The organism is Bacillus piscicola (genome assembly GCF_022458745.1).
Taxonomy (GTDB): Bacteria; Bacillota; Bacilli; order Bacillales; family Marinococcaceae; genus Alteribacillus_A; species Alteribacillus_A piscicola.
In genome coordinates this window covers 523,338-543,366 of record NZ_JAJJJF010000002.1, presented here as the reverse complement: position 1 = coordinate 543,366, position 20,029 = coordinate 523,338, and the positions used below count along the sequence as shown (strand labels likewise).

General features: G+C 44.0%; 19 protein-coding genes. 17 read left to right on the top strand and 2 right to left on the bottom strand.

Annotation, left to right across the window (positions count from 1 at the left end; translation table 11 throughout):
• Positions 1-161: 161 nt before the first annotated feature.
• From LOR49_RS07335 to LOR49_RS07255, 17 genes are all read left to right on the top strand, one after another.
• Positions 162-401 carry an SHOCT domain-containing protein gene (locus tag LOR49_RS07335; RefSeq protein ID WP_240375649.1) on the top strand — a complete coding sequence of 80 codons (240 nt, stop codon included), beginning with the start codon at positions 162-164 and terminating at the stop codon, positions 399-401.
• Positions 402-496: 95 nt separating this feature from the next.
• Complete coding sequence (locus tag LOR49_RS07330) at positions 497-2,575, top strand: heavy metal translocating P-type ATPase (protein ID WP_240375648.1); 2,079 nt, start codon at positions 497-499, stop codon at positions 2,573-2,575.
• A 98-nt stretch (positions 2,576-2,673) separates the two neighbouring features.
• The gene (locus LOR49_RS07325) at positions 2,674-4,185 is read left to right on the top strand and encodes a multicopper oxidase family protein (RefSeq protein ID WP_240375647.1); all 1,512 of its coding nucleotides are present in this window, start codon (positions 2,674-2,676) and stop codon (positions 4,183-4,185) included.
• A 216-nt stretch (positions 4,186-4,401) separates the two neighbouring features.
• Positions 4,402-5,109 (top strand): response regulator transcription factor, encoded by a 708-nt coding sequence (locus tag LOR49_RS07320; RefSeq protein ID WP_240375646.1) that lies wholly within the window; start codon positions 4,402-4,404, stop codon positions 5,107-5,109.
• Complete coding sequence (locus tag LOR49_RS07315; RefSeq protein ID WP_240375645.1) at positions 5,106-6,461, top strand: HAMP domain-containing sensor histidine kinase; 1,356 nt, start codon at positions 5,106-5,108, stop codon at positions 6,459-6,461. The genes LOR49_RS07320 and LOR49_RS07315 overlap by 4 nt, the downstream gene beginning before the upstream one ends.
• The gene (locus LOR49_RS07310) at positions 6,458-6,676 is read left to right on the top strand and encodes a hypothetical protein (protein ID WP_240375644.1); all 219 of its coding nucleotides are present in this window, start codon (positions 6,458-6,460) and stop codon (positions 6,674-6,676) included. Before LOR49_RS07315 ends, LOR49_RS07310 begins: the two co-directional genes overlap by 4 nt.
• Before the next feature lie 318 nt (positions 6,677-6,994).
• Positions 6,995-7,333 carry an ASCH domain-containing protein gene (locus LOR49_RS07305; protein ID WP_240375643.1) on the top strand — a complete coding sequence of 113 codons (339 nt, stop codon included), beginning with the start codon at positions 6,995-6,997 and terminating at the stop codon, positions 7,331-7,333.
• 143 nt (positions 7,334-7,476) lie between these two features.
• Positions 7,477-7,809, top strand: coding sequence for a cupin domain-containing protein (locus LOR49_RS07300; protein ID WP_240375642.1), 333 nt, complete (start codon positions 7,477-7,479; stop codon positions 7,807-7,809).
• A 1,222-nt stretch (positions 7,810-9,031) separates the two neighbouring features.
• Entirely contained in the window at positions 9,032-10,678 is a 1,647-nt protein-coding gene (locus LOR49_RS07295; RefSeq protein WP_240375640.1) for a DUF2207 domain-containing protein, read from the top strand.
• A 606-nt stretch (positions 10,679-11,284) separates the two neighbouring features.
• A complete protein-coding gene (locus tag LOR49_RS07290; RefSeq protein WP_240375639.1) occupies positions 11,285-11,458 on the top strand; it encodes a hypothetical protein in 174 nt (57 codons plus the stop codon).
• Positions 11,459-11,491: 33 nt separating this feature from the next.
• Positions 11,492-11,683 (top strand): winged helix-turn-helix domain-containing protein, encoded by a 192-nt coding sequence (locus LOR49_RS07285; protein ID WP_240375637.1) that lies wholly within the window; start codon positions 11,492-11,494, stop codon positions 11,681-11,683.
• A 443-nt stretch (positions 11,684-12,126) separates the two neighbouring features.
• Positions 12,127-12,453, top strand: coding sequence for a YnfA family protein (locus LOR49_RS07280; RefSeq protein WP_240375635.1), 327 nt, complete (start codon positions 12,127-12,129; stop codon positions 12,451-12,453).
• A 99-nt stretch (positions 12,454-12,552) separates the two neighbouring features.
• A complete protein-coding gene (locus LOR49_RS07275) occupies positions 12,553-12,939 on the top strand; it encodes an HI0074 family nucleotidyltransferase substrate-binding subunit (RefSeq protein WP_240375634.1) in 387 nt (128 codons plus the stop codon).
• Positions 12,940-13,103: 164 nt separating this feature from the next.
• Complete coding sequence (locus LOR49_RS07270; protein ID WP_240375633.1) at positions 13,104-13,661, top strand: DUF488 domain-containing protein; 558 nt, start codon at positions 13,104-13,106, stop codon at positions 13,659-13,661.
• A gap of 117 nt (positions 13,662-13,778) precedes the next feature.
• Entirely contained in the window at positions 13,779-14,942 is a 1,164-nt protein-coding gene (locus LOR49_RS07265) for a lactate 2-monooxygenase (protein ID WP_240375632.1), read from the top strand.
• Positions 14,943-15,768: 826 nt separating this feature from the next.
• A complete protein-coding gene (locus tag LOR49_RS07260) occupies positions 15,769-16,239 on the top strand; it encodes a hypothetical protein (RefSeq protein WP_240375630.1) in 471 nt (156 codons plus the stop codon).
• A gap of 61 nt (positions 16,240-16,300) precedes the next feature.
• The gene (locus tag LOR49_RS07255) at positions 16,301-16,843 is read left to right on the top strand and encodes a DinB family protein (protein WP_240375628.1); all 543 of its coding nucleotides are present in this window, start codon (positions 16,301-16,303) and stop codon (positions 16,841-16,843) included.
• Positions 16,844-17,066: 223 nt separating this feature from the next.
• Here the strand turns inward: LOR49_RS07255 and LOR49_RS07250 are convergent, their stop codons facing one another.
• Positions 17,067-18,578 (bottom strand): sodium:solute symporter family protein, encoded by a 1,512-nt coding sequence (locus LOR49_RS07250; RefSeq protein WP_240375626.1) that lies wholly within the window; start codon positions 18,576-18,578, stop codon positions 17,067-17,069.
• Between the two features lie 50 nt (positions 18,579-18,628).
• Positions 18,629-19,999, bottom strand: coding sequence for an LLM class flavin-dependent oxidoreductase (locus tag LOR49_RS07245; RefSeq protein WP_240375624.1), 1,371 nt, complete (start codon positions 19,997-19,999; stop codon positions 18,629-18,631).
• Positions 20,000-20,029: the final 30 nt, after the last annotated feature.

The window sequence follows — 20,029 nt, the reverse complement described above, 5'->3', positions numbered from 1 at the left end:
CACCGAGCAAACGGGTTGCGCATTTGACAGCAACTCTTTACGAAAAAAGCCGGATTCATGTGACTAACATTTTTTAAAGGGTCTTCACGTTTGACAAAATACATATAGGGGGTATATAAAGTAGTAAGGAACACCTGGCGGGGGACTAAAGGAGGGGTATTATGCATGGAATGATGAATGGAACAGGGATGTGCGGTGGATTTTTTGGTTATGGATTTTTATGGATAGTGATTATTGCAGCAATCATTGCCATTATTGTTTGGATGAGGAAGGGTTCGAATACGACGAATCAATCGCAATCCTCCAGTAGTCGTCCTTTGGAGACATTAAAGGAGCGTTTGGCAAAAGGAGAAATAACCGAAGATGAATACGATCGTTTGAAAAGGAAATTAGAGCAGTAAGGCTTAAAGTAAGTTTTCATTATATAAAGTCGTGGCGGTTCGTGCTTAGATACATGTATCACGTAACAACAGAGTACCAGAAAGGAGAATCGTATATGACAAAAGACAACGAACATAATACCGACCAGCATCACAAACATCACCACGAACATCACCACGAACATCATGATCACCACGATACACACCAGCATGAAGGACATGATCATGGACACGGAGGCCATCACGGTCATCATGACCACGGGGAAATGATTGCGGACTTTAAAAAACGCTTTTATATTTCACTTATTTTGACGATTCCTATTCTAGCCCTGTCTCCTATGATCCAAATGTTTCTCGGAGTGGACTGGAGTTTCCCGGGTGACTTGTACATCTTATTCGCTTTATCCACTGTCGTCTTTTTCTACGGAGGCTGGCCGTTTTTGACAGGCGCCGTCAGTGAATTAAAGGAAAAGAATCCTGGAATGATGACGCTGATCGGACTAGCTATCCTCATTGCGTACGGATACAGCACGATGGTTGTGTTTGGCTGGGAAGGAGACCAGCTTTTCTGGGAATTGGCAACGCTCGTCGACATTATGCTGCTCGGGCACTGGATTGAAATGCGTTCCATCATGGGAGCGTCGAACGCACTCGAACAGTTAGTTAAATTAATGCCGAATGAAGCGCATCGCTTAAATGAAAAAGACGAGGTCGAGGACGTACCCATTTCTGACCTGCAAAACAAGGACCGTGTTCTCATTAAGCCTGGGGAAAAGATACCGGTAGATGGAACGATCACAAACGGCAGTTCTGCGATTGATGAAGCAATGCTTACCGGCGAATCGGTCCCAGTAGAAAAGGCCGTTGGCGATGAAGTCATCGGAGGTTCGATTAATAAAGAAGGGTCTTTGACCGTACAAGTAGAGAAAACTGGAGAAGACTCCTACTTGTCCCAGGTTATTACGATGGTCAAAGAAGCACAGGAATCCAAATCAAAAACACAGGATTTAACGAATCGGGCAGCGAAGTGGCTGTTTTATCTTGCGTTAGCAGCCGGGTTTGTCACGCTAATCATATGGCTGTTGCTAGGCTTTTCCTTTGACGCGGCGCTTCAACGGATGGTGACGGTGATGGTAATCACTTGTCCGCATGCCCTCGGTTTAGCCGCACCACTAGTAGTAGCGGTGTCTACCGCGATTTCCGCAAAGCACGGTCTTCTAATCCGCAACCGCGCTAATTTCGAAGAAGCGAGGAACTTAAATGCCGTGGTTTTTGACAAAACCGGAACCTTGACGAAAGGGGAATTCGGCGTAACCGATATTGTGCCGCGAGAAGGCTATTCGAAAGAAGATGTGTTATATTACGCTGCCAGTTTAGAACAGCAGTCTGAACATCCCATCGCAGCCGGCATTGTCAAAGATGCGGCAGAGAAAGAAATGACGTTAGGGAAAATAGAAGAATTTCAATCGATTACCGGGAAAGGCATCGAAGGAAAAATTGATGGAAAGAAAATCAATGCTGTCAGCCCCGGATTTGTAAAAAGTCAGAATTTAACCTATGATAAAGAGTTATTTGATCAAATGTCAGAAGAAGGAAAAACGGTTATTTTCGTTCTCGTCGATGATACATTAATCGGGATGGTTGCGCTCGCAGACATGGTTCGGGAAACAGCCAAGGAAGCGGTAGCGCGATTAAAAGAAAAAGGGATTCACTCTATTATGCTTACCGGTGATAATGAAAAAGTAGCGCACTGGGTAGCGAAGCAACTGGAAATCGATGAAGTGTACGCGGAAGTATTACCGGATGACAAAGCCAATCAGGTGAAGAAAATTCAAGAAAAGGGCTGGAAAGTGGCGATGACCGGTGACGGTGTCAATGATGCTCCGGCTCTTGCGACAGCTGATTTAGGGATTGCCATTGGGGCAGGAACGGATGTCGCCATGGAAACGGCGGATGTTGTCTTAGTAAAAAGCAATCCAAATGATGTAGTAGGGCTCATGGATTTATCGAAAAAAACCTACCGTAAAATGGTACAAAATCTATGGTGGGCAACCGGGTACAACATAGTAGCTATTCCGCTTGCAGCTGGTGTTTTAGCGCCGATCGGCATTGTGTTAAGTCCGGCAGTCGGAGCCGTGTTAATGAGTTTAAGTACTATTATTGTAGCTATTAACGCTCAGTTGTTAAAAGCGTAAGGTGTGTTAAATGGCTGTGGGGGGGACTCTGTGTCTCGCACAGCCTTCTATTATTTGGAGAAAATCGTAGGTAAAGAGCTGTAACGAGGTGAAAGGTCATGAACAGAAAAGGGCTTGGGTCTATAGGGATTGTGGTGCTTTTAGTGATTGGGGGATGGACGTTTTTTAACTCCCCTTTTAATCTTAGTCAGGGATATGATACTCGTTCACAAGAGGGGATAAGTATTTTGGAGGTTGGTGCCCAGGAACCAGGAGATCGTCCGGTCAAAACGTTTACACTAAAGGCCCAGGAAACGGAATGGGATTTGGGGGAAGGAAAACAGGTGAATGCCTGGACGTATAATGGTACCGTGCCCGGAGAAGCATTACGGGTAACGGAAGGTGATTTTGTTCGGGTTCATCTAAAAAACGAATTGGACGTGCCGGTTACGATTCATTGGCACGGTGTCCTGCTTCCGAATAAGATGGACGGGGTACCAGGGTTGACACAAGATGCCGTGGAGCCTGGCGAATCATTTACGTATGAATTTATCGCAAACGATCCCGGTACGTATTGGTACCATTCCCACCAGCATAGTGCCGTACAAGTAGATAAAGGGTTGTATGGGTCTTTTGTAATTGAAGAGAAGGAGCCGGAATACGCGAGAGACGAATTTTTTATACTAGATGAATGGGCGACGGGATCAGGTGATCAAGGATCATTCCGCAAGGGTGGAATGATGCAGGGCCACATGTCTGGGGACGGCGAAATGGATACGAAACAACTTTACGATACGTTTACGGTAAACGGAAAATCAGGAGATGCTATTGAACCTTTAGTGATGGAAAAAGGAGAAACAGCAAGACTACGGTTTGTGAACGCGGGCTACCAACAGCATCAGCTTGTCTTTCCAGAAGGTTCGATGGAAGTGATCGCGAATGACGCAGAGGAAGTCTCAGGAGAGAATGGTTCTCCTCAAATCGTCGAGATTGCACCAGGCGAGAGAATCGATGTGGCTTACACAAAACAAGGGGAAGAGACAGAAGTCATTGCGGAAAACCCCGAAGTAGAAAATGCGGAAGACATGATGATTCCAGTCGTGTCAAAAGAAAATGCCGATCGTCCGCAGAGTGTGACGGTATCCTCACGTTCGGAGATAGCGAATGGAACATCTTTTGGCAGCGAAGCGATATTGTTTAAGGAAACCCCGGACCCAGATGTCACATACAACATGGATTTAAGCATGGGTATGAAGATGGGAGAGGGGATGTCGTTCCAAATTAATAATCAAACCTTTCCGGACACACCGCCCATCAGGGTAACAGAAGGGGACATCGTGAGAGTAAAGATGACGAATTCGGGAATGATGAATCACCCGATGCATTTACATGGTCATCGCTTTCAAGTAGATTCAAAAAACGGACAAAAATATAACAAGCCGATTGTAAAAGATTTAATCCACGTCAAACCCGGTGAAGAGTATGTTGTTTATTTTAAAGCAGACAATAAAGGGGAATGGCTCTTCCATTGTCATGACAATAATCACGCCGACCTTGGCATGGTAACGATCGTTGATTATGAAGGAGTGTACTCGCCGTTTAATTTGGAAGGTAAAAACCAGCCGGACTAACGGGAGAGCCGAAGAATGGAAAATAAAAACAAAATGCTCTGCGAGTCCTTAGTAAATGCAGAGCTTTCCCTGCTAAAGAACCCTTGGATGCGATAATTGCGTATCTGTCTGGAGGGTTCTTTATTAATGGAAGCCTGAACAGAGTTCAATTCTGCTACACACAAATTCCACAATTGTCAGCTATACTACACACAACGGACAAATGGGGGGAAATGGATGGCACGTATACTGGTCGTAGACGATGAACAACAAATGCGCCAATTAGTCTGTGTTTATCTTCATAACGAGGGATACGCTCTGGAAGAAGCGAGTTCTGGTGAAGAAGCGCTACAAAAAATAAAAACACAAAAACAACCTTTCCATGCTCTTATTCTAGATATTATGATGCCTGGAGTAGATGGGTGGGAGGTTTGCAGGCAAGTGCGAAAAACAGCTTCAGAGACAGGCATCTTGATGCTCACGGCAAAAACAGAGGTCTCTGATCGCGTGAAGGGGTTGGATGTTGGAGCAGACGACTATCTGACAAAACCATTTGCTCCGGAAGAACTTGTTGCCCGCGTAAAAGCATTACTTAGAAGAAGCGCTTATGCTGACCACGATAAAACTCAAGACTTAAAGATTGGAGAATTACGTATAAATGTAGAGTGTCACGAGGTAAAAGTGAAAGGGACTCCCGTTGACCTTACGGCGAAAGAGTTTGATATTTTATTTTTAATGGCTAATCGTCCAAAGCGCGTCTTCACCCGAGACCACGTAATGGAGCAGGTGTGGCCAATAAATGAGTGGCATGACCCAAGAATTATTGATACGCACGTAAAAAATATTCGCACAAAGCTAAAGGCTCATGGACTTACATATAACCCGATTAAAACGGTTTGGGGTGTTGGCTATACCTTTAACCTAGTAGAAGAGACAACTTCATGAATTCCATATTTTATAAGCTTGGCGGGGCTATCACCATTCTGTTTCTTGTCGTTTTACTCCCCCTCAGTTTTGTGATTTTAGAGATCTTTCATCATTATAATGATACGCATCTCAAGGAAGAGACAGAAGAAATGGCTGCGCAGTATGCCGTGCTTCTGTCCTCCGAAGATAAGGCGGAAATAGAAAAGCTAGTTGACTCTATTTCCGAAACCAAAAGAGAGATTATCGTATTTGATCAGGCAGGACATGTCATCGCCACGTCAGGGATGGAACATTTTACACCAGGTAAATCGGAAACTGGAATCTATACGGATCCATCCACAAACCGAAGTTATTTGTATGCGGAGGAAGCGATGACAGGAACCGCTGAGAAAAACGGCGCTATTTATGTCTTTTCTCCTGCAGATATGATGAGCGGTTCGGCCGTTCGAATACGAAATGCGTTGTTTCTGTCAGCGCTTGGAGCTCTGCTTTTGGCTCTTGGTTTTACGTTTATTTTTTCCAGAAAACTGACTAGGCCTCTGCAGATGATGGAAGAAGCAGCGAAGAAGTTCGCACATGGAGATCTGGAAGCGGATGTCCCTGTCGCAACAAAAGATGAACTGGGTTCTTTGGCTCGATCGATGAATGAGCTTGCACGAGAATTAAAAATGTATCGGGACAGCAGGCGTGAATTTCTCTCTAATATTTCTCATGAATTTCGAACCCCGCTATCTTATATACAAGGATATAGTCATGCCTTACAAAATGGCCTCCATCAAAACGCAGAGCAACAACAACAATTTATTACTATCATTCATAAGGAAGCAAACCGAATGAATCGATTGATTGATGATTTATTTGAATTATCACGGATGGAAGAAGGACGGTTCCCTTTGGAGCTGGAACTCGTAAATCTTGGTTCTGTAGCTCAACATGCCGTGGCAAAAGCAAGAGCGCATATTGGCGAAAAAGAAATAACCTTTGTGACGGAAATAGAGGAAAACATCCCTGATATCGTGGCGGACAGTTTTCGTTTGGAACAGATCTTGATGAATTTACTCCAAAACGCCGTGCGATACACAGAGCATGGCAGTGTTCGAGTCAAAGTATTTGCGGAAGACGGACAAGTAAAAGGAATGGTATCTGACACCGGCCCCGGGATAGATTCCGAGGAACTTCCTTATATTTTTGAACGCTTCTATCGGGTTGAAAAGTCAAGGGCTCGTCATTTCGGAGGAACAGGTTTGGGGCTTGCCATCGTGAAACAATTAACGGAACTCCAATATGGAACAGTAGACGTAGAAAGCCATTGCGGAGCAGGAACAACCTTTACATTATGTTTTCCGGAAGCAAGGGAGGGTGACGAATGAAAAGAACAGAATGGATAATGGCCTCCATTTTTATTATGCTGGGTCTTCATTGTCTCGTCACGGCGTGTACTCTCTTACCAGGAGCTGCAGGAGGTTCCGGTTATTTTTCTTTCTTGCTTCAGATTTGTTTTTGGACGGGTATCCCTCTTTTGGGAGGTTTTGTTATTTACATGACCATAAGCATAATAAATAAGCAGAAAGGAAAGGCACGATGAAAACTTGTGTCTCTCCCTGACTTCCTCCGTCAAAGAATCAATCACTTGCTTAGTTGATGAATAACCGTACATTAAGGGTTGGCAGATAGTAAACGACTTGAGAGTTTGGTACCATTATGAGAGGGGAGGTGGATAGTGAGGATCTCCTGATCAAAGTGGAGGTACCACGAATGAAATGACCCACTTCACTCCACAAATGCTCCTGTTTCAACAGAGGATAGCATATCATTAGCTAACGCCTGGCATTCCTCTTTCGTTCATCAGTATATAACCACTTAACAATCACAATCTTTAGGATATCCAAAGGAGCGATCCGTCATGGTCTATGAAAATAAACAAGATTGGCCGGAGAAGTTTGACATCAATAAGCTTGTCACCCACCAAAAGGATATAGACAAGATGATGAATGGGGAAAAAACATCGCAACGACGTAATAACCGCTATGCCGACGCTGGTGACGAATTGGTGTTGGACGGGCATGCGTTTATCGTCGAAAATGTGTATCAGCAAAAGCTTAAAGCGATCACGGAAGAAAACGTCAAGAAGGAAGGCTATACCAGTTTAGATGCATACAAAGAAGCACTCACCTCCATTCATCACGGGGCCGTGTGGGATCCGGAAGCAGTCGTCTGGGTTCATGAATTAAGGAAAAAATAATGGTATCTATTAGGCTGACGACTATTTTAATATCACCATTCTAAGTTGTTTATTAAAGTCATTTTTTGTAATCGTTTCTTTTCCGATGTCATTGGTGTTTTCCCTTTTGCACAAGGAAAAAGTAAATATAGGGAGTGATTGGGATGGCGGAGACAAATTTAACAAAAGTACATATCAGCAGGGGAGATGAAAAGGCAACACCGGATAAAGCATCAACCGGAGCATTGTCCAGATGGCTTGAAACCGACAAACAGCGTCTGCGTGTCGTGACGTATCCAACTGGATATGAAGCGGACCACGTGTGTTACGATGGACATTCTTTTTACATCACGGAAGGCAGCATTAAAATGGAGGTAGGGGAGGAAGTTGTCGAGTGGAAAGAAGGAGACGCATTTATTATTCCAGATGATGTTCCTCACCGCGTCTTTAACCCGTTTGCCTCAGATGCGAAAGTCATTGTTGTCGACAACGTGTAGTCAGAGATGTGTTTGCAGTTTTACCAGAGTATAAAAACAGGAAGATACCAGGTTGAAAGGTACCTTCCTGTTTTTTTGTGGCCGCCAGGAGATTATGATGCTATGAAATCAAGATAGTGCTGGAATAACAACCTCATACACCCGGAAAGGAGTCATGAAAAGGAGTGTCCGCTGAAATAAAGGCAGCATAGCCCTTGTATGAAGACGTGAAATCAAGAAAGCATGGAAATGAGAGCGTCATACACCCGGAAAGGAGTCATGAAAAAGAGCGTTCGCAGAAATAAAGGCAGTATAGCCCTTGTATGAAGGCACCAAAACAAGAAAGCGTTATAATAACAGCCTCATACGACTCCAATGAAGCCACGAAATGGAGCGGTTTCAAAAATAAAGACCACAAAGCCCGTGCCTGCCAGACATTCATACTCCCCCTTGGTGCCGGACTGTGTTTGCATACCGTCTGACGATGCTATTTTGATGGTACTCCGATTTCGTGATCTCATACACCTGCTCTGTGGTTGCTATTTATGGTCGTGGTTCTTTTTGCGACGTCATCCCACCCGTATGGCGTTGTTATTTTCAAGGTGCCGCGTTTTCACGACATCATCAGGTGGTTTGGGTGTTGTTATTTTCACAGTTTCGTTGTTTCATGGCTTCATTCGCTCGCAATGAGGTCGTTATTATCGCATTGGCGCGATTTCGAAGCAACAGCGCGAGTATGGAATACTTCTATGCTGGAACCGGAGACAGTTTGTTAAACACAATATGTTAAAATGAAAGAATAAACGATAAATAAAGGTGAGGATTACCAGTGAAAAAATATATGGTATTTGTTGTTAGTTTCCTGCTGTTATTTTCGCTGTTTATTGTATCGGCTGAAGTGTTGTCTGGGATGTACCTTACGTCCGCTTACACTCCCGATATAAAGGAGGCTTGGAATGCGAACGCGGCATTGCCTCAGCAAACTGTAATCCTTTCAACTAACAGCTCATTTTTGCTCACACTAGTTCCAGCTCTTTTGTCTGCCACCATAGCCTATTTTCTATCGCAAACGTTTTCAAAGCGTACCCACAACAAGGTGGAATAGGTTGTTCCGCCGTTAGATGCCATGCCCAGAATAAGGCTTTGTATAGGAGTAATTGGTTGTACGGTTTTTATAAAACAGAAAAATAATTCAAATGTATGTTAGAGGGTAAGAAAAAGCAGAATGAAGGAGGGGTGTTTGATGAAAAAAGTGCCCGGTGTTGTGCTCTTTTTCCTTTTACTTGTGGTCTTTGCCAATCCCACATTCGCGGTAGAGTATGAAATTAATGAAACAGACATTCATGCTGCGCTGAAGCCGGATGGACAAGTGGAAGTGAAAGAGACCCATACGTACACGTTTGAGGGGAAGTTTAACGGGATTACCCGGACATTGGTACCAAAAAAGGATAGCGCCATTGCTAATGTACGTGCGTTGGAAAATGGTACGAAGTTGCCCGTTGAACAAGACGATGAATTATATAAAGTGCACCGTAAAGGAAAAAACGAGACGGTGACGATCGATTTGTTTTACACCATAAAAGGTGGAGTAGACGTCTATGAGGATGTTGCTCAGTTTTATTGGCCTTTTTTCGACACAAGCAATGAATCTACTTATCAAGATTTAACGATCACGATCGTGCCGCCAGAGCCTGCAGATGTAAAAGCTGCTTACGGCTATGACGAAGCGTATGGAACGGCGCGGGTCCAAGAGGATGGCGTCGTCACCTTCCAATTAGGAGAAGTGCCGGACGAGACAAACGGAGACATCCGGGTGGCTTACGACCGGGATATGTTCCCGGCTGCTGACGTCACAAGCGCTGAACCTATGCTTGACACGATTCTCCAAGAGGAGGCAGCTTTAGATAAGAAAGTAGCCGCTCACACGGAAAACAAGGCACGGTGGAATAGACTCGCACCATGGCTCATAGGCGGAATGGCGATCACTGCTTTCGTGCTGATGGCTTACGGTTTGTGGAAACGACGGGAGCAGATTCATGAAGTGGAGCGGCAAGAAAAAGGAACCGGCCATTTTCCAAAGGAGCGGATGAGTCTACCAGCGATGCTGTTATTTATGAACCACGGTCAGCTCCCCGTGTCCGCGTTAACAGCCTCCTTTCTTGATCTAGTCAGAAAAGGAAAAGTGGCGAAACAATCAGACAACGTACTTCAACTCAAGAGCCGGGAGACCGATTATGAACACGAGCAATATTTGCTGGACTGGATGTTCGGAAAAATAGGCAGGGAAGATGGGACCTTGCATATGGAGGATGTGGAAGCTTATACAAAGGAAAAAAAGAACCAAGAACAATACCGAAAAGACTACTCGATTTGGCAAAGTGCGGTGAAGCAGGAGTATAAACAACATGATTTGTATACAGAATCCACGGCGCCAAGGTGGATTGCCGGTTTTCTCGTCCTCCTCGCGCTGCCCATTGCCATTTTATTTGCCTATTATGGTCTCGTCGGCTGGGCCGTTGCAGCGGTTGCCCTTACGCTAGTGTATATCGTTTTCACATTAGCTTACCGGCCATTAACCATTCAAGGACAAAAGCTCAAAAAGAAACTTGGCTCGCTCACACTCGGCAATCAATGGAAGAAGTGGAAAGCCGAGGATAACGTACCTGCCTTCCTGTACCAAATGGGTATGGGAAAGCGCGATCTTTTCACAGAACCAATGCATCCGACCGCATCGGAAGGTTGGATGATGTTTTTATTGCTCGGCAGCATGCTTCATCCCACGTTGCAGGAAGCAGACCGTCACGCTTCTGCCTCTGCGGCAACAGGAATGGGCAGCGGTGGTGGTGGCACCGGAGCAGGAGGCGGCGGAGGCGGATCCGGCGCTTTCTAAGAATTTTTCCTGCATTCCTGTTCCTATATGAAGTGGAACAGGAAATGTTTCATTCAATAGTTGGTATAATAAGTTTAGGTGGGGAGGACGTGGAAAATAAAGAGTTAATGCAAATGTTTTCATCCTTGTTAGACAAGAAGTTACAACCATTATATGAGCGTTTGGAAAGACTTGAAGTGGACAACAAGTTATTATAGACAAACTAGATAACGTGTCCGAGCAAGTTGCCAGTAACACCGAGAAAAAAAACTAGTGTCGCAAGCGTAGCTGTAAAAGTAGCAGAGCATGATACTGATATAAAGTTACTAAAAAAATTTATAATAAATTAGAAAAAGGTTGAATGAGACTTGTGTCGTTCATCCTTTATTTTTTGTTTATCCATACGACAAAAAGCACTCATTTGTTTCGAAATTTGGAGAGGTTGTCGCTCGACTTTTTACCACCATAACAGATGAAGACATTCTTGATTTGGGCTGTGGATCGGCGATATAGGCGGAAAAATTAATATTCCTCAAATCTTAAGATATTAGGTCTGTTATTTAGTTCTGTTTGTTCTCTATGCTATTTTTGATTGACTAACCATGCCGGCACTATACGACGTATTATATGTTTGAACATGGAGCGGATACCGCTTCTGTACGGAATATATTAGGGCATGCATCCGTTCAGACGGCTGAGCGGCATATGTTAAATAAGAGAAAGTATGGGGATCATGCTGCATTAAAAAATTTAAAAGAATACTACAGAGTAGAATGGATGTACCATTCTAATGCCATTTAGGGGAATAACCTGTCTTTAAAGGACGTGTTAAGTGTGGGAGAAAATCCGAATATTGCTGACGTTGTTTCTCTTCTTGGGGACTCTACAAAGGCATCCCTTTTAACCAATTTAATGGATAATCGATATCACACAGCCAGTGAATTAGCATGTATGGCAGACATCAAGCCGCAAACAGCCAGTTTTCATCTTGCCGAGCTGGTTGGTGGAAATCTTGTTATTGTGTAAAACACGGCCGACACCATTATTATCGACTTGCCAATCAAGAGGTAGCGAGTCTAGTAGAATCATTCCTTACCATTTCACAACCTGCCCATTTAGCAGGGAAGCTGGGTGTTGGATTGACTGAATCCATGGTGAGATTAGGTTATTTGAGGAAAGAATTTATGGTAACATCTCGTGGGGAACGTTTTTTTTTCGGGATTTCGGATTGGACTTAACGGATTTAGGAAAAAAGCGGCGCTCTTGTTTAGGGCAAGCCATGGCTTCTCGACTTTTGGAACGGAGCTGGATTGAACGGAAACCTTCCAGTCGCACTTTAATTATTACCGACATAGGAAAGAAAGAACTAAAAATTCATTTTGATTTAAAGTTGTAACCATCATTTCATCCCCTGCATTTTGCTGTCAATCAAAAAAATCGGGCTAGATGGTCGAACAGGAGGTGTAGCAGTGTTTCGTGCTTTTATATTATTTCTATTGGCTGGATTGGCTGAGATAGGTGGAGGCTACCTTATTTGGCAATGGTTACGAGAAGATAAATCTGCAGTTTTAGGGTTATTTGGAGGAATTGCCTTAATTCTATACGGGGTGATAGCGACATTTCAAACATTCCCATCCTTTGGGAGAGTTTACGCGGCCTACGGAGGAGCCTTTATCGTCCTTTCTGTTTTATGGGGGTGGGGAATTGATAAAAAAACACCTGATTTATATGATTTGGCAGGTGCAAGTATCTGTTTAGTCGGTGTATTAGTGATGTTATTTGCACCACGTCAATAATCTAGAAACGGGCACGGTTGTTTCAAGAATTGTAGCTCAATCGGCCCCGATTAATTTCGTTCAAGAGGACAAAATATAATAGAAGATACGATCAATCAAATGACTACTCCTCTAAAAATAGATATACATTTTATAAATAGATTGAATAAAGCGAAACTGCTTTTAATATACGGAAAGAATGTTTATGACGGTGTTATCCAACGATTTGAGTTCACGTTTGAGTTAAGTTGGAAGATGATGAAATCGTTTCTAGAATATATGGGAATTGTGGAAATTAAAAGTCCTAGAACAACGATAAAAGCAGCTTTTTCCTATGGGTTAATTGACGATGGAGAACAATGGATTGATATGATGGTAGAACGTAATAAAACTTCTTATGATGAAAAAGAAGTTATAGTAATCTATGAAAAAGTAAAAAGAACATATAATGGACGTTTCACAAACCTTAGGAAAAAATTGGAAGAAGAAATATCTAGATTGAAGTAACTACGACGATATATATTCCAATACCTTTCAAGAAGCCTGTATCGTTTGGGGGCTTCTTTTTTGCTTCTAACCCATTTCCAACTGTGTCAGCTACGGTAGATTAGGGTAAGGAACAGAAGACAGATACACACTAAGAAACTTTATATTTTCTGGAGGGCACTCTGATGAAGATATTTACCATTGGTCATTCTGTGCATACGAAAGAACAATATGTCTCCATGCTGCGTGAAGCTGACATTGGCTGTGTGGCGGATGTCCGCGCATTTCCGGGGAGCCGGAAGTATCCCCACTTCAAAAAAGAAGAAATGGAAAAGTGGCTGCCGGACGCGAGACTGGAATACGCTCACTTCCCTTCGCTCGGCGGCAGGCGGCGTGTTTCTGCGGAAGTATCCGAAGAGTTGAACGACGGATGGGACAATCAGTCTTTTCATAATTACGCCGATTACACGCTGACGGAAGATTTCTCTGCAGGGATCCAAGAGCTAAAGAAAAAAGCAAAAGAAACAAACGTAGCCTGCATGTGTTCTGAGCGGCACCCGGCCCGGTGCCACCGCCTTCTCATTAGCAATTGGCTAGGGGCGAACGGGTCGGAGGTATACCACATAATAGACAGCTCCGGGGGCGAGACGGAAGTGGTCCTGCACGAGCTGGGGAAATGGGGAGCGACCCCTATTATAGAAGAAGACGGAACCGTCGTTTATCCGCCATTAGAGGAGAACTAACCTATCTTCCAATCAAACAAGTTGGAGGGAAAAAGAAGGAAAGATCGACATTTTCAAAAGGTCCTTAAAGAACCCTTGTTGAAAATGTATATAGTGAAAAAGGAAAGGAAGATTTATATGTTCAAATCAGGAAATGAAGTACAACAGGAGATGTATCAAGGGATGTTTTCGCCGGAGAAGGAACGTCTGCCTGTTTCTTATGAAGAATGGGAAAAAGAAGCTCGAAAAAAACTAGAAGACGGGCCTTTCGATTATGTGGCAGGAGGAGCTGGATCTGAACAAACAGTACGTTCCAATCGCTCGGCATTCGAACGGTGGCAGATCGTACCGCGAATGCTCCAAGATGTCTCGGATCGGGATTTAAGCGTCTCGTTGTTTGGAGAGACATTTGCTTCACCCCTCATGTTGGCACCGATCGGGGTACAATCCATCATCCACCCGGACGGAGAACTAGCATCGGCGAAAGCAGCCTCAACGGTAGGCATTCCTTTTACAGCAAGCACCTTATCGACCAATCCGATGGAAGCTATAGCAAGCGCAGCAGGAGATTCCCCGAAATGGTATCAGCTGTACTGGAATGAAGACAACGACATGAATGCCAGTTTGTTAAAACGCGCGGAACAAGCAGGGTATTCAGCTATTGTGGTTACGCTGGACACCACATTGGTTGCTTGGAGGGAGCGCGACCTTAGAAATGCCTATCTGCCTTTCTTGTTAGGTGAAGGCATTGGTAACTATCTTCATGATCCTGTCTTCTGTTCCAAGCTGGAAAAGGTCCCTTATGAAGACATGGAGGCAGCGATTAATGCTTATCTTAAGGTATTTGGGAATACACGCGTAACCTGGGACGACATTGATTTTCTTAGGAAACATACGAGCCTGCCTATTATACTTAAAGGTATTCTTCATCCTGAAGATGCCCGTTTGGCCTTACATCATGGAGTGGACGGCATTGTTGTTTCAAACCACGGTGGTCGGCAGGTTGATGGGTCCGTACCCGCCATCGATGCGCTTCCGAGAGTAGCGGAAGTAGTGCGGGGGAGAATTCCTGTCTTGATGGACAGCGGAATCCGGAGAGGAGCCGATGTATTAAAAGCGCTGGCGTTGGGAGCAGATTCTGTTATGATTGGACGTCCTTTCGTGTATGGCTTGGCCGTTGCGGGAGAGAAGGGCGTCGAACAAGTTATCCGTAACCTTATTGCCGATATAGATTTAACCTTGGCTCTATCCGGAAAGAAGTCGATTGGCGAAATTGATCGGTCGCTGATCGTGGAGGCATAAAGCGGATGTCTTTTCTGTCATTTTTATCAGATGCATGGACGTCACAATAACGGAGGAATAGACATTGACTCTTTTGTTTCAATCAGCCCAAGACTTGGCTCTAGCGATTAAGCAGCGTAAAGTATCCGCCGTGGAAGTAATGGAAGCGTTTCTCACTTAAATTGAGAAAGTGAATCCTGAGATAAATGCCATTATTTTGTGACAGCCGGAACAGGCATTAGCGCAGAAATAGAAGCATCATAGGATCCAGATGAAGCCATGAAAAGGAGCGGATGCGAAAATAAGGGTGTCATAGGCGTTGGATGAGGCCATGAAACGAAGAAAGCATGGAAATAAGAACCCCATATGCCCCCAATGACGTCATGAACCGGAGCGATCGTAAAAATAACGACTTCATAGCCGGTGTATGAGGCTATGAAACTAGGATTTTGCCAAAATAACAGCGTCATAGCACACGGATGAAGTTGTTATTGTAGAAAACGGTCAAAATAACAGCTTCAAAGGGCTCGGTGCTGTGCTGAAAAAGAAAGGTAGACGTCTGCTTCGATGAATAGTAATGAACGTTGGGGATCACAGTCAAGCAAAACTGGAAGGGGGAGGAGGACAGTTTGAATTAACAAACGAATCAAGAATCAATGAGCGCGATTTTCTTATAGACAAGGTAAGGTAAATAAAATGGAAATAGAATTATATCTTTTAAAAAATAGGAACAGTAACTGAAGAATGCGGCTCTTTTCCGCTGATATCATCCGCAAATACACCACCTATTAGATGAAAAGAGAAAAAAGTTTTTACAATCACTTTATAATTAGTTAGGGTGCATATCATGAAACCTGTTTTATTTAATTTGATCCCTCTGTTGTTCATATTATCAGCGTGTTCGGGACAGCCGGCAGAAACGAATTATTATTTATCGCTTCCCGGTGAAAGTGATACGTGGAAATTAACTGGTTATGAAATGATGCTGACGGAAGACGGAGAGAAAGCAGGGAATGGTACACTGGAAATGAAAGGCAAAGAGGAATATGTCACGGATTTTTTTAGTTTTAACACACATATCGTTGTAAACGGGGAAGATACTAGAATTCACGGAGGTTCGGTGTCGGGACGAACCGATATTTCTGAAGAGACGACCGGCGCCATTGAGGGCAGCGGCATGAACCCCATCTCACTCAGAGAGGTGGACCACATTTACATGATAGTGGAATGGTGGGACACCGAACAAAAAGCAGATGCACAAGAACGAATTCATCTGTACCGAAAACCAGAAAACGGAGAGACGTTTTTAAACGACTAGGTAAGTGGCAAAAAGGTGTACATTCCTTAGCATTTTGACCAACGGCAAGGGAGGGACGAAGGTGAAAAGTGAACAAATCAAGCACCATTTTGCCAGAATGAAAAGCCAAAGAACGTCATTTTATCACGATAGTGGTGTAGATTTTACAACTCCTTGGCGAAGGCCGTTGCCGGAAAAGTGGTCACTTGGGGAAACGTTTTTTCATCTTCTTTTAATGGAGAGGTTATTCAGGAGATTTTCGTATATCTATCTGCCCATCATGCTTCCATTTGCCCACCTGCGGAAAAAGAAGCCGTATAAAACAGAAATACATAACCCTTATCAGGACTTTCAGAAGAAGCGGAAAAGACCGATGAAGGCTCCATTTCTTATCGTGCCCCCGTCCCGCTTGGAAGAGAAATTTACTTTCGAGGACATCCAAGCCCTTCTCGAAGCAGAAACAGACAAGCTAAAGGTACAGCTCCGTGACATGGAAGAAGAGGTGGCCGGGCAAATCCGCTACCCTGACCCGGTCGTGGACTATCCGAATCTCATCCAGTGTATACATTTGCTTGCGATCCATGAACAGCATCATTTTAATGTTACGAAAAAATACTTGATTTAGCGGCGGCCAAATCAAGTATCAATAGTAGAAAGTATGGAGATTGTGACCTCTTACGCGAAAGGATTTGTGTATGTTGATCATCTGCCTCCCCTTTATAATGGATACTCTACTTTTTAAAATACCATTTCCACAGGGAGAAACCGACGACAGTAAGACTAAAAAGAAACCCATATAACCATATCGAAAGCATTGGATTAATAAACATGGAACCTCATCCCTTTCCCTAGTTTGCCAGTGTGCGGTTTTTTTCTATTTTTCCTTCATTCGTTGTGTGGGGAGTTTTCAGTACTCGCGCCAGGATCACAATCGTTACAATACCAATAAACGTAGCTACTGCTCCTGCTGACATCGTACTTGGAACGAGACCAGTAAAGTAGATAATAAGATAGGAGAGCAAACCGACAGTCATCGACAGCTCCGCCGCTCTAGCAGGAGCTTTTCTCTTGCCGTAAATGGCATATAGAATCGGCCCCATTGTGCCTGCTGCCACGCCCGAAATTCCTATCCACATGACATCTCCCATATATGCAGGAGGCTGCAGAACAATGAAGAAGGCAGCGAGGCCAATCAAAGGAACAGTCAGACGACTGATCTGCAAAGAAATCTTTTGAGCCCTCTCGTCATTTATATTAATGATCCCTCTTTTTACAAAGAATTTCAGGAAAATATCATTAGCAAACACAGTAGAAATAGAAACGAAAATTCCGTCTGTGGTTGACATGGCCGCTGCAAGAATGACCACCCCGAAAATTGCCACAATAATGGCAGGAAAAGCCCAGACAGCGTATTCCATTAACGCTAGATCCGCTTCCATCACATTATCACCAAGTGCCACTCTGCTATATAATCCTCCAAATAAAACGAGCAGACAGAAAGAAGCCGTGATCACATAAGTCGCAATCATCTTTCCTAAATCTTTCTCATGTTTCAGACCAAGCACTTTGTTGAATAAATGAGGAGCAGATGCAAAGGCCCATTGAATCACGATGGCTCCTGATATGGCGCCGATGGAATAGAAATGAGCAGAGTTCGGATTAAATACTTCTACTAAATTCTCATTTTGTGAGCTATGCCCATCGACCACACCGGCGAATGTCTTCGTTACACTGCCTTCCCAAAAAACGACAATCCCAGAAACAAATATAACTACACCCGCAACCGCCATCATAACTGCCTGCACAGCATCGGTGTATATATCAGCAAGAGCGCCTCCTGCAAAGACATAAAGCACGACAATCGCTGTAATGAAAATCAAACCGTTGGTATAAGACATCCCTAAAAGGTACTCAAAGATCCGCGCACCTGCGACAAATTGGGCAGCTATATAAAATATATTGAAAAGCAATATCAGTCCTGTCCCCACTCGTAAAATATCACTGTTATAAAAATCACCCAGCCAATCCGGCAGAGAAAGGGACTTTTGCTTCGTATTCAGTTTTCTTACCTTTTTGGCTACCATTAATACTCCAATTGGTCCACCGCCGATCATCGCCAAGAATATCCATAGATTGGATAATCCCCAATCATAAGACCAGCCCGGATACCCAAGAAATGTTGCAGCACTTAAATAAGTTGCAGCAAAGGATAGACCGAGCACATAGGGCCCTAAGCTTGCCCCACCGGTAGCAAAATCACTGACGCTTTTTGTTTTTCTTGCACTAATGAATCCAAGAAAGAGCATAATAACAAGAAATATAGCAAAACCAATCCATGTATATAATGTAATCGTGCTCATTACGAACCACCTTTGCTGTTATGTATAGCTAGAGGGGCTGCCCCCTCTAGTTAAGATTGAATGACCGCTGCCTTTCGTGCTGGATGATTATCAGGCAAATGGGCACGGCCTTTACCAAACATATTTTCTCGTAACGTCTTCCCTTCATACTCTTTTCGGTAGAGGCCGCGTTTCTGGAGTTCAGGGACAACGAAATCTACAAACTCACGGAAGGTATCCGGAGAATACGTTTGCGCGATGTTAAACCCATCCACATCTCCTTCTACCGCCCATTCTTCCATACGGTCTGCTATTTGTTCAGGCGTACCAATAAATTTCACGGTCCCGTTACCAAGTCCGTGATTTTTGACCGCTTCTCGCAGTGTCCATTTCTTGTTTGGATCTTTCGTATACATATCCAGATTCCCTTGGACTGCTTCTGTCTCAATATCTTCTATATATTGGTCTGGATCATAGTGGGAGAAATCAATTCCTGTGTGTCCAGATAGAAGAGAAGCTGTACCTTCGTAGCTTACATGTTCGGTTAAATTTTCATAATTCGCATACGCTTCTTCTTCCGTTGATCCGATGATCGGCAACACCATAGGGAAGATTAACACGTCTTCTGGATGTCTACCCTGCTCCTGCGTTCGTTTTCGAATATCCGCTACATATGCTTTTGTTGCTTCAAGGGAATGATTTTTCGTAAAGATACCCTCGGCATGTTTGGCTGCAAAATTTCGACCTTTCGGGGAAGCTCCTGCTTGGAATAACACAGGAGTCCGCTGCGGAGAAGGCTCGACTAAATGAGGCCCTGGCACAGTAAAAAAGTCGCCTTCATGGTTAATCAATCGAACCTTATCCGGGTGTGCAAATGTATCATTTTCTCTATCATAAACAACTGCATCATCGTCCCAGCTCTGCTCCCAAAGTTTGTAAACCACTTCCAGAAACTCATCTGCTCGGTCATAGCGGAGTTCTTTCGGAAGTCGGCCAGAAAGTCCAAGGTTCATCGCTTCGCTTTCCAGATAAGATGTCACTACATTCCAGGCAACTCTTCCCCCCGTTAAATGGTCGAGAGTGGATAATTGGCGTGCGAGCGCGTAAGGCTGCGCATAGGTAGCGGAAATCGTTGGAGCAAAGCCAAGATTTTCAGTTACAGCAGCCATAGCGGTAATGGGCAGGACAGGATCATGAGCAGGCAGCTGTACGGCATGCTGAACAGCGGCGTCTTGACTATTCCCGTAGACACTGTACGTCCCTAAGACATCGGCGATAAACATAGCATCAAATTTTCCGCGTTCCAGAATCTTTGCCGTTTCTATCCAGTAGGAAAGACTATTATGATTTGTCCCCTTATCCTTCGGGTGTTTCCATAACCCTGTAGAGTGGGGAGAAGGTGAATTTTGAATAAATCCATTTAAGTGAATTTGCTTTTTCATGCTCAGGACCCTCTTTTCCATGTTGTTTCG